A 12,561-nucleotide genomic window follows, 5' to 3' on the forward strand; every position below is an offset into this window, starting at 1 on the left:
GCAATGCCGCCGCCCCGGCAACTACCTACGGACCGCAAACGATTTTACGTATTAAAGCGGACAAAAAGCGGTTATAATATCGCCACATAATGCATTGCCCAGCAATGCTCTACCTCCCGAATTCCGAGTAAATCAATGTCTGAATTGTCTTTTGCTGAACTGGGGCTTGATCCAGCCGTACTTGAAGCTGTATCCGCTATTGGCTATGAAACCCCGACGCCCATCCAGGCTCAGTGCATACCTGCACTGCTCGCTGGCAAACACCTACTGGGCGTTGCCCAGACCGGCACGGGTAAAACTGCCGCCTTTGCACTGCCGCTGTTAAGCCGGATTGATGCATCTGTAACCGAGCCCCAGATTCTGGTTCTGGCACCTACGCGGGAACTGGCCATTCAGGTAGCTGAAGCCTTTACTTCCTATGCCGCAAAATTCCGCAACTTTCACGTGTTGCCAATCTACGGCGGTCAGGATTTTTACCCTCAAATCAAAGGCCTCAGGCGCGGCGCTCAGGTTATTGTTGGCACTCCCGGCCGAATGCTTGACCACCTTCGCAAAGGCACGCTCAGACTTGACAACCTGAAAGCCCTGGTACTGGACGAAGCTGACGAAATGCTGCGTATGGGCTTTATTGACGACGTAGAGGCCATACTCGCCAAAACGCCGGAAAACTGTCAGCGCGCGTTGTTCTCGGCCACTATGCCGCCGCAGATCAAGAAGGTAGCTCAAACCTATCTGCGAGATGCTGTCGAAGTGAAAATCGAGAGCGAAACCCGCACGGTTGAACGCATTGCCCAGTTTGTTCTGCCAGTTTATGCAGAACGCAAACTGGATGCCCTCACCCGCATCCTGGAAGTAGAGCCTATCGAAGGCGCGATTATCTTTGTGCGCACCAAGGCAGAGACCACGTTGCTTGCCGAGAAGCTCAGCGCCCGCGGACACGCGGTGGCACCTCTGAACGGGGATCTGAACCAGCGCCAGCGCGAACAGACCGTTGAGGACCTCAAGCGTGGCAAGAAAGACATTATCGTTGCGACCGACGTTGCTGCCCGCGGCCTGGACGTGCCGAGGATTACCCACGTCATCAACTATGATGTGCCCTACGATACTGAAGCCTACATCCACCGGATTGGACGTACTGGCCGCGCAGGGCGCGAAGGGAAAGCCATTCTTCTGGTAACACCCCGTGAGCGGAGCTGGCTGCGCACGCTTGAGCGCGCCACCAACTCGCCAATGGGAGCCTACGAGCTGCCTTCGCCGGTTGAACTGAAGAAAATGCGCGAAGAGCAGTTTGAAACCCAGCTTATGGGCTTTGCGGAAGATAAAAAACTTGCGAAGTCCATGGCATTACTGGATGAGATCGCCGAACGCAACGAAATGGACATTGCCATGGTTGCTGGTGCTCTCGCTTGCTGGATGGAAGCCATGCAACCCGGCTCACTGCCTCTGGAGCAGCCGGAAGCCCTGCCAGTAGTGTCCTCAGCTCCACCTCCGCGCCGTGACCGTAAAGGCGGCGGCCGCCCGGGCGAGTTCCGCAAGGGGCCACCGAAAGGCGGCTATAAAGGACGTGGCGGCCCTGGCGGTGCTGGTGCTCGCGGCAAACCACCTGGAAAAGGTGGCAAACCGGCCGGTAAACGCCCTCCTCGTCAGTCAGACGCCAAGCGCTGATAGACGACGAAGCTGTAGTCGTATGGATTGTTATCGGACGCGGAGAAATCCTCCCGTCCGATTTCTTCCCACTCATCCCAGTTAACTTCCGGAAAATACGCGTCGCCATCCACTTCGGCGTGCACCTGCGTGATATAAATACGGTCTACCATAGGTAGCGCTTCCGTATAGATTTGCCCTCCCCCGATAATCATCACTTCGTCACCACCATCCAGCTCAGACTGTGCTTCCGCTTTTATCAGGGCTTCATTCAGTGATTTTGCGCTCACGGTTCCTGCGGGAGCCTCCCGGTCTGCATTACGAGAGATGACAACGTTCATCCGCCCCGGCAGGGGTCTGCCAATGGAGTCCCAGGTTTTACGGCCCATGATGATGGGCTTGCCCATGGTGGCTTGTTTGAAGTACTTCAGGTCGCCCGGCAAGTACCAGGGCAGGTTGTTATTTTTGCCGATTACCCGGTTTCGGGACATGGCTACTATGAGTGCCTTGCGCATGTTTTTTCCTCTGATTCGGGGCTTCGGGCTGAGGGGCTGCAAGGATGCGAAAACGACTCTCCAAAAACCGCTGTGAATACGTCCGTGTACGCTTGGCTCCGCCATCCATGGCTCCGCACATTTTTGGAGAGCCGTTTCCGCACCCTTACGGTCAAATCAAGGTGTTTGCCCGCCCATTCTAGATGGCGATTGGTGCTTTGATACCAGGGTAAGGGTCGTAGCCCTCGAACTCGAAATCTTCCAATTCGTAGTCAAATATTGAGTCTGGTTTACGCTTGATAACCAGTTCAGGGAGCGCTTTTGGCTCACGCTTCAACTGCTCAAATACAATTTCGTCTGTCAGGTGGTTTTGATACAGATGACAATCACCAAATGTATGCACAAACTCACCAACTTCCAAGTCACACTGCTGGGCGATCATGTGAGTTAGTAACGCATAGGATGCAATGTTGAACGGCACACCCAGAAACAAGTCAGCGCTGCGCTGGTACAACTGGCATGAGAGCTTGCCGTCAAGCACGTAGAACTGGAACAGGCAATGGCAAGGAGCCAGCGCCATGCGACCTTCCCGGGCGTTCTCCTGGGGGCCAACGGATTCATCAGGGAGTTCCGCAGGGTTCCAGGCGGAGACGATCAGGCGGCGGGAGTCTGGCTTGTTGCGGATCTGCTCGATCACTTCGCTGATTTGGTCGACTACGCGCCCGTCCGGGCACTCCCAGCTTCGCCATTGCTTGCCGTAAATCGGCCCGAGGTCGCCGTTTTCCAGCGCCCATTCGTTCCAGATGGAGACTTTGCGCTCTTTCAGCCAGTTGTTATCTGTAGAGCCTTTCAGGAACCAGAGCAGCTCATAGATAATGCTGCGCAGGTGTACTTTTTTGGTGGTGACCAGGGGGAACCCCTTCTGGAGGTCAAAGCGAATCTGGCGTCCGAAGACAGAGCGAGTGCCAACGCCGGTGCGATCGCCTTTGTCGAATCCGTTATCGACTACGTCCCGCATCAGATCTAGATAGGCTTTCATTCTGCGTTTCTCCGGTATGCAATAGACATTAAAATCACCCCTGCGAGAATCATCGGGAAGGAAAGTACCTGCCCCATGGTGAGCCAGTCGAAAGCCAGATAACCCAGTTGTGCGTCCGGCTGGCGAACGAATTCCACCAGAAAGCGGAAGATCCCGTAGCAAACCAGGAACAGCCCGGACACGGCCATTCTCGGGCGTGGTTTGGCAGAGAACCACCAGAGAATGATAAAGAACAACACACCCTCCAGGGCAAACTGGTAAAGCTGGGATGGGTGTCGCGCCAGCGCATCCGGTGCCTGGCGGAACACCATGCCCCAGGGCAGGTCCGTAGGCTTGCCCCAGAGTTCTCCGTTGATAAAGTTACCAATCCGCCCGGCCCCCAGACCTACCGGCACCAGAGGTGCGACGAAATCCGCAAGGCGCCAGAATCCAGTTCCGATCTTGCGTCCATACCACCACATCGCAAACATGACACCCAGCAGCCCGCCATGGAAGGACATCCCGCCTTCCCATACCCGCAAGAGCCACAGCGGGTCCGCCAGAAAAACATCAAAATTGTAGAAGATGACGTAGCCGAAACGCCCGCCCAGAATAACGCCGAGCGCCAGATAGAACAGGAGGTCACCCATTTGTTCTTCTGTAATCGGGGAGCCGGGTTTGCGGGCGCGCAGGCGGCCTAACCACCAACCGGCGACAAAACCCACCAGGTAAGTCAGTCCGTACCAGTGAATCTTTAATGGCCCGATAGCGATAGCTACCGGGTCTATCTGTGGATGCTGAAGCATCAATAACCTCTCAGCTCAGAAGAAAACGTAGGCCAACCAGCAAAAGCATGATGGCAAACACCCGCTTCAGCACTTTGGCATTCAGTCGATGTGCCAGATTTGCCCCGACACGCGCGAACAGAACGCTGGTAAGAATAATACCGATCAGGGCCGGCAAATAGATAAAACCCAGGCTGTATTCCGGGATCGCAGGCTCACTCCACCCTGTCCAGGCATTCCCGAGAGCACCGGCAATTGCAATCGGCAACCCGCACGCGGCTGAGGTGCCCACAGCGTGCTGCATCCGAACATTGCACCAGCTCAGGTAGGGAACGGTCAGTGTGCCGCCGCCTATTCCGAAAATAGCGGAGGCCCAGCCGATTCCCGCACCGGCGGCGCCAAGGCCCGGACTCCCCGGCACGTCTCTGCCCGGAGCGGGATTTACGTCGAGCAGCATTTTGCAGCCCACAAGAATGACAAACACGCCGATGATCAGTTCCAGAGCTGGGCCGCTCAGTAGTGAGGCTGTCCAGGCTCCCACTAGGGCGCCAAGCACTATACCGAAGGTCATCGGGCGAAAGATGTCCCAACGGATTGCACTGTGTTTCTGGTGCGAGCGGATAGAGCTGATGGACGTAAATACGATGGTTGCCAGTGAGGTACCCACGGCCATATGGGCCGCAATCTCAGGGCCGAAGCCCTGCGCCCCGAAACTGAAAATCAGTACCGGTACAATAATGAGGCCGCCACCAATGCCAAACAGGCCAGCAAGAGTGCCAGCAAAGGCTCCAAGCACCATATAAATGGCAAATACGGACAACAGGGACATAGTTGCTCACACATCCGGGAAAACAAGGCTGGTATGATACACACCGGCAGTGGCAACTTCACCACTCAGGAATACGCCCCATCAGCCCCGGAGAATAAAGTCGCATGTGCCTGATCGCCTTTTCCCTTGGCCAAAGCGCCCGTTTCCCCCTGGTGGTTGCCGCCAACCGGGATGAATTTTTCCGCAGACCTACAGCGCCGCTCGACTGGTGGGTAACCGAATCCGGCGACCGGGTGCTCTCCGGCAAGGACCTCCAGTCTGGTGGAACATGGTTGGCAGTTTCTCCGGAAGGCCGAGTGGCCGCAGTAACCAACGTTCGCGAAGGCACGCCAGAGGCCGGCCAGGCAAGCCGTGGCGAATTGCCTCTGCGGGCTCTCGCTGAATCCGAATCACAATTGCAGGAAAGTCTGGAGAAAACGGCTGCCCGGTACGCCGGATTCAACCTTGTAAGTCTCGGTGATACAAGCGGCTGGTATTTCAGCAATCGTGATGCGCACCCTGGTCGTACCATTCACCGCGGAATCTATGGTCTGAGCAATCACCTGCTGCAAACACCCTGGCCGAAGCTACTACGCCTCAGAGAAGCCGTAGGCCGAACTGTGAAGTCGGCAGGGATCCATGCCGGGGACCTGCACAAAGATCTTGCCCGGCTATTGCAGGACACAACGCCAGCGCCGGATAACATGCTGCCTGATACCGGCATAAATCTTGATACCGAACGCTTTCTTTCATCGCCCTTTATAACCGGTGCTGAATACGGCACCCGGGCCACCACCGTGGTCAGCATCTCCCATACCGGTGAAGTCTGCGTTACCGAGCAGAGCTGGGGACCTGCAGGTCGTCCGGAAGAATACCGGGAGTTCCACTGGCAGCGATAGCGCTCAGCCTCTGATATAATCCGCGAAATTTGTTCACCCGATCGGAGGACCGCCGATGGCCGGCCAACAAGACGCCACATCTATTGCCGACTTTGAGAAGTCTCTTGATGAGCTGGAAACGCTGGTACGTAATCTGGAACAGGGAGAGCTGTCCCTCGAGCAATCGCTTTCAGCCTTTGAGCGGGGCGTAAAGCTGACCCGCGCCTGCCAGCAGGCGCTCAAAAGCGCGGAACAACGGGTTGAGCAACTGGTGCAAAACGGCGATGGCACTCTGGAAACCCGCCCGTTTTCGCCGGATGATGCAGACTGATGCACAACGGGAGCTCGTCGATCATGGATTTTCTGGAAACCTGCCGAGGCCGCGTGGACGCAGAACTCGATCGCCGCATCACAGCGGGCTCTGTCTCTGAGCAGTTGCAGGCAGCGATGCGTTACAGTGTGCTTGGCGGGGGTAAACGCATCCGCCCGGCATTGACCATTGCGGCCGCGAGTGCCCTCGGCCAGGGCCTTGATGCAGCGCTGGTTCCAGCCTGTGCGGTAGAACTGGTCCATGCCTATTCGCTTGTACACGACGATCTCCCGGCGATGGACAACGATGAGCTGCGCCGTGGCCGGCCGACCGCACACATTGCCTTTGATGAAGCTACGGCAATCCTGGCTGGCGACGCCCTTCAGGCGCTGGCATTTGAGTGGCTGGCAGACGCTCCTGGCATTGAGATATCAGCACGGCTCGCCATGATCCAGGAACTGGCTCGCGCAAGCGGGCATAGCGGCATGGTAGGCGGCCAGGCGATTGATCTGGAATCTGTGGGCAAAAACCTGACACTGGCACAGCTCGAAACCATGCACCGGCATAAAACCGGGGCGCTGATTGAAGCCAGCGTGCGAATCGGGGCATTGACTGTACCAGGCATCCGCGAACACTCACTGAATAATCTGACGCGCTACGCCAAAGCGCTCGGGCTGGCATTTCAGGTTCAGGATGATCTCCTCGACATTGAGGGGGACACAGAAATCATCGGCAAGCCCCAGGGCTCCGATATTGCCCGCGCCAAGCCAACTTACCCTGCCCTGCTGGGGCTTACCGGAGCGCGGGAGCATCTCGCCTCGCTGCTCAGCAAGGCTCTTGAGAGCCTGCAGGATTTCGGCCCGGAAGCCGACCCGCTGAGAGCCATGGCAGATTATGTAGTGGCAAGAACTCATTGAGCCTTTCATTGAAATCAGGCGCCGCAAAAGCGCACACTGAGCAAGTACAATTTCGTAACATATGGCCCGACATGTGTGAAACAGGTACCCCTGTTCCCCTATAATGGTAGCCAGTTACCGAACATTCCGGAAAAGACCCGAGTAGATGCAGGACACTTATATTTTCAAGGAAATCCCGTCACAGCGGCCAAACACGCCCTTGCTGGACAGGGTTGACGTGCCGGCCCAATTGCGGGAGTTGCCGGCTGACCAGCTTGCTCAGTTTGCCAGAGAACTTCGGGCGTTTCTGTTGTGGACGGTCGGGCAGACCGGTGGCCATTTCGGCGCCGGGCTTGGCGTACTGGAGCTCACAGTGGCGCTGCACTATGTCTTCAATACACCCGAAGACCGCCTGGTATGGGATGTTGGCCATCAGGCCTACCCGCATAAAATTCTCACTGGCCGCCGTGAGCAGATGGGTAGCATTCGTCGCAAGAACGGCCTGGCCGGTTTTCCCAAGCGTGCCGAAAGCGATTACGACACCTTCGGTGTGGGTCATTCCAGCACCTCAATCAGCGCAGCTCTGGGCATGGCCGTTGCCGCCAGGCAGCAGAATACCGGCCGCAAGAGTATTGCCGTTATCGGTGATGGCGCCATGACAGCAGGTATGGCCTTTGAGGCACTGAACCATGCAGGGCACCTGCATGCCGATATGCTGGTAATCCTGAACGATAACGACATGTCGATTTCACACAATGTCGGCGGCCTGTCCAATTATTTCGCCAAGCTGCTTTCAAGCCGAACCTACAACCAGGTTCGCGACAGCAGCAAGAAAGTCCTTCAGGGCGCTCCCAATCTGATGGCACTGGCCAAGAAAACCGAAGAACACTTCAAGGGCATGATCGTACCGGGCACCTTGTTTGAAGAGCTCGGATTCAATTACATCGGTCCGATCGACGGGCACAACCTGCCCTTGCTGGTAGAGACCCTGGAAAACATCCGTGAGCTGGAAGGGCCGCAGTTCCTCCATGTGGTAACCACCAAAGGCAAAGGCTTCGCTCCGGCCGAAGCAGACCCCATCGGCTACCATGCCATCAACAAGATTGAGCCAGTGCCACCCCGCAAACCTGAGCCGGTCAAATCCATGCCGGCCAGGCAGAAATACGCCAATGTGTTCGGTCAGTGGCTGTGTGATGCGGCCGAACAGGATGAGCGAGTAAACGGCATAACTCCCGCCATGTGCGAGGGCTCAGACCTGCTGGCATTCTCCGAGCGCTTTCCGGATCGCTATTTCGATGTTGCGATTGCCGAGCAACACGCCGTAACGCTTGCCGCAGGCCTTGCCTGTGACGGCGCGAAGCCCGTGGTTGCGATTTACTCGACGTTTTTGCAGCGGGCATACGATCAGCTGATACATGATGTGGCTATCCAGAATCTTGATGTGCTGTTCGCAATCGACCGGGCAGGTCTGGTTGGCGAAGATGGCCCTACTCACGCAGGCGCCTTTGATATCAGCTATCTGCGCTGTATTCCGAACATGATTTTGATGACGCCGTCCGATGAAAATGAAACCCGCCAACTGCTTCACACCGGTATGTTGTTTGAGGGCCCTGCAGCTGTGCGGTATCCCAGAGGAACCGGGCCAGGGGCGGTGATCCAGAAAGAACTTACCCCGATGGAGATCGGCAAAGGGCGGAAGGTTCGTGAAGGCAGCAACATCGCCATTCTCAACTTTGGCACGCTGCTCACCCCGGCTCTGGAGGCCGCAGAAAAACTGGGAGCGACGGTCGCCGACATGCGTTTCGTGAAGCCGCTGGACGAAGCTCTGGTTCTCGAGCTCGCAGAGCAACACGAGCTACTGGTAACACTGGAAGAGAACGCCATAGCCGGTGGCGCGGGGAGCTCTGTCACTGAATTCCTGAACAGCCAGGAGGTTTCCATGCCCGTACTACAACTTGGGCTTCCGGACACCTTTATTGATCATGGCAAACACGAAGAACTGCTTGAAGACTGCGGGCTGGATGCCCAAGGCATATTCTCTGCGATAAGCGCCCGCATGGAGCGGTTACAGCACCAGAGACTCAAGGTAGTCAAATAGATTTGTCATCAAAACCACCATGTAAAAAGCCCGCTCAGGCGGGCTTTTTTGTGTCTGCAGATCCACTCTCAGAGCTGTGTTTATAACTGGGGATCATCGTCCTGATGAGTTTCCAGCCAATGCCCGAGCTTGCTCTGCTTTGTATCCAGATAATGCTCGTTATGGGGGTTACGACCAACATGCAGTGGCACACGCTCCACAATCTCGATGCCGTAGGATGTCAGCGCCTTGACCTTGCGGGGGTTGTTGGTCATCAGGCGCAGGCTTTTAATACCGAGATGCTCCAGCATATCTTTACACATGCTGTAATCACGAAGATCTGCTGCAAATCCGAGGCGTTCATTGGCCTCGACGGTATCAGCCCCCTGATCCTGAAGATGGTAGGCGCGGATTTTGTTGAGCAACCCGATACCACGACCTTCCTGGCGCAAATACATCAGAATACCCCGCCCCTCACGGGCAATGCTTCGTAACGCTTCTTCAAGCTGGTAGCCGCAGTCACAGCGCATGCTGTAAAGGGCATCGCCGGTAAGGCACTCGGAGTGCGTGCGTGCCAACATGGGTTCGTCACTGTCAAGCGCCCCCAGAGTCAGCGCAACGTGCTCCTTTCCGGTGTCCAGCTCTTCAAAACCGTGCATATCGAATACCCCGAAAGGGGTCGGAAGTCGGCAGGTCTGGATGTAACGAACAGCCACAGTGTTTCCTCGTGGTTCAATAAATCGGGGTCAGGATTCTAACATGGGTGAGCTATCAGGCGGTATTTACGAGCCCTGACGCCATGCAGATCATGCGTTACTGGTTGTCAGCAACCCAGTGCCCACTGCGTCCGCCTTTTTTTTCCAGCAAGCGCACCGCACTGATCTCCATACCCTTATCAACGGCTTTGCACATGTCGTACAAAGTCAGTGCTGCAACACTGGCCGCTGTCAGCGCTTCCATTTCGACACCTGTCTGGCCCGAAAGCTTGCAGCGCGTCAGTATATGCACTGATGCGCCATCCGACCCGGGGGTAAGCTCAACCTTAACAGAAGTGAGGTTCAGAGCATGGCACAAGGGAATCAGGTCATGCGTTCGCTTGGCAGCCATGATTCCGGCAATGCGTGCCACGGCCAGTACATCACCTTTTGGATGCTCACCGTCTGTAATCATTCTCAGGGTTTCACCCGTCATATGGATCGTTGCTTCGGCGCGGGCTTCGCGCTGCGTTACGGTTTTGTCCGTAACGTCCACCATGCGGGCTTCACCTTTGTCATCAAGATGTGTCAATTTACTCACAGCGTCTCCCCGGGTGTCTATTCAGAAAAAATCGCCAGATCAATAGCGAGATAAGCGAAACTCAGCGGCGAGCATATCAGATATACCCATCAGCGCGGCTGATCATACTCAGCTTGCTGACCACCAGTAACGGATGCCGGCAACCCCCTGTCCTCCGGAGTGCTTTACCCGATCGAGATCAGCCGGTTCAAGACCGCCCAGAGCAAAAACCGGAATCGTTGCACGAGAAACCTGCTCACGGAACTGCAGCCAGCCCATGGCTGGTGCGTCCGGATGTGTTGCGGTATGTTTCACCGGGCCCAGCGTCACGTAATCTGCACCGATGGCAACGGCATGCTCTATTTCGTGAGCATTATGACAGGAAACTCCGAGCCAGACGCCGTCCGGCACTGGCCTCGCATCAAGCGTTTCCGCCTCATGCCAGGGCAGGTGAAGCCCCGCTGCGTCCGGATTCTCATCAAACACCGAAAGCGATCCATGAACCAGAAGCCCCACACCTGCTGCCTCACAAAGGTCTGATGCAGACTCAGCGAGGGCGCAATAGTCCTCTGCAGCCATGCCCGGAGCGCGCAACAGTAGCAACCTTGCACAATCGCTGTCTGGCAACATGACCGGCAACTCCGCAATCGCGCTGCTCAGCTGCCGGACGCCTGCATCACCAGCTTGAATATCTCCGGTTATAGCAAGCAGAGAAGGCAGTCTCAAAGCCCGGATAATAGGCCGGTTAGCCGCTGGAAAGTCTTCGTCGCGCAGTTTTTCAGGGCGCACCCAGTCTATGGTCTGCCCTTCACGGCCATGAGCTTCGCCCCTCGCCTGATCCGTTCTCCAGACATCCAGAAACACCCGTTTGTCGCCATAATCATGGCGGATACCAATGAGGGGCTGAAGGGTATCCGGCGATATTTGCAACCCGGTTTCCTCCGCAATCTCACGCACCAGCGCTTCCTGCACCGTTTCTTCCGGCTCCACCTTGCCTCCGGGAAACTCCAGCAAGCCACCCTGATGCACATGATCCGGCCTGCGGGCGATGAGCACATGGCCTTCCCGGACAATAACTCCGACTGCTACATGTATCTCCCGGACATGGGTTCCTGTATCAGTCATGGTTAACTGCGGTAGTCCGCGTTGATTGTGACGTAGTCGTGAGAGAAGTCGCAGGTCCAGACCGTCTCGCTGATATCACCCCGTTTCAGGTCAATAGCAATGGTAATCTCTTCCTGATCCATGACTACCTGACCCCGCTCCTCGGAATAATCTTCGGCGCGGCCGCCATTCCTGACAAGGCAAACGTCTCCCAGATAGATTTCGAGCGTATTGACGTCCAGATCCGCAACGCCGGCTCGACCGACCGCAGCCAGAATCCGGCCCCAGTTAGGATCAGATGCAAACAGCGCCGTTTTCACCAGGGGGGAATGAGCTACCGTGTAGGCCACATCCAGCGCCTCTTGCCGGGCAGCTGCGCCGCTGACGCGAATGGTGACGAACTTGGTTGCGCCTTCACCGTCGCGCACGATAGCGTGAGCAAGATTCAGATAAACCTTCTTCAACGCAGCCCGCAGCGTCGGAAAATGCTCGCTGTCGAGGGTAATTTCCGGCCCGCCATACTGGCCGCTGGCTATCAGCATGCAGGCATCGTTGGTAGAGGTGTCCCCATCAATCGTGATGCGGTTAAACGACTGCTCTCCGAGCTCCGATGACAGAACCTGCAGCGCGTCCGGCGCAATATGGGCGTCTGTGGCGATGAAACCCAGCATAGTAGCCATATTGGGGCGAATCATGCCCGCACCCTTACTAATGCCGGAGATCGTGACAGTATGACCTCCCAGGCCGACCTGTGTGGATTCGCCCTTCGGGCGTGTGTCAGTCGTCATTATGCCATTAGCTGCTTCTGCCCAGCGATTATCCTCGGTATTGGCCAGTGCATCTGGCAGTGCACTCAGGATTTTCTGAACCGGCAAAGGCTCACCAATCACACCTGTTGAGAATGGCAACACCTCGGAGGCGCTCACACCTGCGTGCTGCGCCAGCGCCTCGCAGCAGGCCAGCGCGTCTTGCATACCGCGCTCGCCGGTACCGGCATTGGCGTTTCCCGTGTTAATCAGCAGATAGCGCGGCGCCTTTTCCGCTAAATGTCTGCGGCTCAGGGTTACCGGAGCGGCGCAGAACTGGTTGGTGGTAAACAATCCTGCTACCCGGCTACCCGGCGCCAGCTCAAACACCACCACATCCTTGCGCCCGGGCTTTTTGATACCTGCGCTGGCGATACCCAGCCTGACACCTGCTACCGGGAAAAACTCGGGTAAGGTTCCTGGTCCCACCGCCATCCTGCCACTCCTTCTGAAACTTCTTCTGAAT

At 56.6% G+C, this 12,561-nt stretch carries 13 protein-coding genes; 5 read left to right on the plus strand and 8 right to left on the minus strand.

The genetic code is table 11. From position 1 onward, the window contains the following. The first annotated feature begins 135 nt into the window (after positions 1-135). Positions 136-1,665, plus strand: coding sequence for a DEAD/DEAH box helicase (locus tag ACN0RL_RS13965; protein WP_417517800.1), 1,530 nt, complete (start codon positions 136-138; stop codon positions 1,663-1,665). On the opposite strand, the gene ACN0RL_RS13970 is transcribed toward ACN0RL_RS13965, so the two are convergent. The 4 genes from ACN0RL_RS13970 to ACN0RL_RS13985 all read right to left on the minus strand — a co-directional run bounded on the left by ACN0RL_RS13970 (position 1,644) and on the right by ACN0RL_RS13985 (position 4,770). Next, positions 1,644-2,159 (minus strand): dihydrofolate reductase, encoded by a 516-nt coding sequence (locus ACN0RL_RS13970; protein WP_417517802.1) that lies wholly within the window; start codon positions 2,157-2,159, stop codon positions 1,644-1,646. The two genes, ACN0RL_RS13965 and ACN0RL_RS13970, sit on opposite strands and share 22 nt — an antisense overlap. Positions 2,160-2,337: 178 nt before the next feature. Next, positions 2,338-3,177: a thymidylate synthase gene (locus ACN0RL_RS13975; protein WP_417517804.1), complete on the minus strand. Its 840-nt coding sequence runs from the start codon at positions 3,175-3,177 to the stop codon at positions 2,338-2,340. After that, positions 3,174-3,962: a prolipoprotein diacylglyceryl transferase gene (gene lgt / locus ACN0RL_RS13980; RefSeq protein ID WP_417517806.1), complete on the minus strand. Its 789-nt coding sequence runs from the start codon at positions 3,960-3,962 to the stop codon at positions 3,174-3,176. The genes ACN0RL_RS13975 and lgt overlap by 4 nt, the downstream gene beginning before the upstream one ends. A gap of 10 nt (positions 3,963-3,972) precedes the next feature. Then, a complete protein-coding gene (locus ACN0RL_RS13985; protein WP_417517808.1) occupies positions 3,973-4,770 on the minus strand; it encodes a sulfite exporter TauE/SafE family protein in 798 nt (265 codons plus the stop codon). 104 nt (positions 4,771-4,874) lie between these two features. Here ACN0RL_RS13985 and ACN0RL_RS13990 point away from each other — a divergent pair, with 104 nt between their 5' ends. The 4 genes from ACN0RL_RS13990 to dxs all read left to right on the plus strand — a co-directional run bounded on the left by ACN0RL_RS13990 (position 4,875) and on the right by dxs (position 8,931). Beyond that, positions 4,875-5,648: an NRDE family protein gene (locus ACN0RL_RS13990; protein ID WP_417517810.1), complete on the plus strand. Its 774-nt coding sequence runs from the start codon at positions 4,875-4,877 to the stop codon at positions 5,646-5,648. A gap of 55 nt (positions 5,649-5,703) precedes the next feature. After that, positions 5,704-5,958, plus strand: a complete 255-nt coding sequence (locus ACN0RL_RS13995; RefSeq protein ID WP_417517812.1) for an exodeoxyribonuclease VII small subunit — start codon at positions 5,704-5,706, stop codon at positions 5,956-5,958. A 23-nt stretch (positions 5,959-5,981) separates the two neighbouring features. Continuing rightward, positions 5,982-6,854 carry a polyprenyl synthetase family protein gene (locus ACN0RL_RS14000; RefSeq protein ID WP_417517814.1) on the plus strand — a complete coding sequence of 291 codons (873 nt, stop codon included), beginning with the start codon at positions 5,982-5,984 and terminating at the stop codon, positions 6,852-6,854. Between the two features lie 145 nt (positions 6,855-6,999). After that, the gene (gene dxs / locus ACN0RL_RS14005; protein WP_417517816.1) at positions 7,000-8,931 is read left to right on the plus strand and encodes a 1-deoxy-D-xylulose-5-phosphate synthase; all 1,932 of its coding nucleotides are present in this window, start codon (positions 7,000-7,002) and stop codon (positions 8,929-8,931) included. 80 nt (positions 8,932-9,011) lie between these two features. Here dxs and ribA read toward each other — a convergent pair whose 3' ends face one another. From ribA to argJ, 4 genes are all read right to left on the minus strand, one after another. Then, a complete protein-coding gene (gene ribA, locus ACN0RL_RS14010; protein ID WP_417517818.1) occupies positions 9,012-9,626 on the minus strand; it encodes a GTP cyclohydrolase II in 615 nt (204 codons plus the stop codon). 97 nt (positions 9,627-9,723) lie between these two features. Further along, a complete protein-coding gene (moaC, locus tag ACN0RL_RS14015; RefSeq protein ID WP_417517820.1) occupies positions 9,724-10,206 on the minus strand; it encodes a cyclic pyranopterin monophosphate synthase MoaC in 483 nt (160 codons plus the stop codon). A 108-nt stretch (positions 10,207-10,314) separates the two neighbouring features. Continuing rightward, positions 10,315-11,310, minus strand: a complete 996-nt coding sequence (locus tag ACN0RL_RS14020) for a Nudix family hydrolase (RefSeq protein WP_417517822.1) — start codon at positions 11,308-11,310, stop codon at positions 10,315-10,317. 2 nt (positions 11,311-11,312) lie between these two features. Then, positions 11,313-12,530 (minus strand): bifunctional glutamate N-acetyltransferase/amino-acid acetyltransferase ArgJ, encoded by a 1,218-nt coding sequence (gene argJ, locus ACN0RL_RS14025; protein WP_417517824.1) that lies wholly within the window; start codon positions 12,528-12,530, stop codon positions 11,313-11,315. Positions 12,531-12,561 lie beyond the last annotated feature (31 nt).

It is taken from the genome of Marinobacter sp. (assembly GCF_048259445.1).
Lineage (GTDB): Bacteria > Pseudomonadota > Gammaproteobacteria > Pseudomonadales > Oleiphilaceae > Marinobacter.

What these genes read in the sequence shown, in the direction of transcription:
- ACN0RL_RS13975 (WP_417517804.1), bottom strand. Translation starts at nt 3,177, where the DNA reads ATGAAAGCCTATCTAGATCTGATGCGGGACGTAGTCGATAACGGATTC.
- ACN0RL_RS13970 (WP_417517802.1), bottom strand. Translation starts at nt 2,159, where the DNA reads ATGCGCAAGGCACTCATAGTAGCCATGTCCCGAAACCGGGTAATCGGC.
- ACN0RL_RS13965 (WP_417517800.1), top strand. Translation starts at nt 136, where the DNA reads ATGTCTGAATTGTCTTTTGCTGAACTGGGGCTTGATCCAGCCGTACTT.
- argJ (WP_417517824.1), bottom strand. Translation starts at nt 12,530, where the DNA reads ATGGCGGTGGGACCAGGAACCTTACCCGAGTTTTTCCCGGTAGCAGGT.
- ACN0RL_RS14020 (WP_417517822.1), bottom strand. Translation starts at nt 11,310, where the DNA reads ATGACTGATACAGGAACCCATGTCCGGGAGATACATGTAGCAGTCGGA.
- ACN0RL_RS13995 (WP_417517812.1), top strand. Translation starts at nt 5,704, where the DNA reads ATGGCCGGCCAACAAGACGCCACATCTATTGCCGACTTTGAGAAGTCT.
- ACN0RL_RS13985 (WP_417517808.1), bottom strand. Translation starts at nt 4,770, where the DNA reads ATGTCCCTGTTGTCCGTATTTGCCATTTATATGGTGCTTGGAGCCTTT.
- ACN0RL_RS14000 (WP_417517814.1), top strand. Translation starts at nt 5,982, where the DNA reads ATGGATTTTCTGGAAACCTGCCGAGGCCGCGTGGACGCAGAACTCGAT.
- lgt (WP_417517806.1), bottom strand. Translation starts at nt 3,962, where the DNA reads ATGCTTCAGCATCCACAGATAGACCCGGTAGCTATCGCTATCGGGCCA.
- dxs (WP_417517816.1), top strand. Translation starts at nt 7,000, where the DNA reads ATGCAGGACACTTATATTTTCAAGGAAATCCCGTCACAGCGGCCAAAC.
- ACN0RL_RS13990 (WP_417517810.1), top strand. Translation starts at nt 4,875, where the DNA reads ATGTGCCTGATCGCCTTTTCCCTTGGCCAAAGCGCCCGTTTCCCCCTG.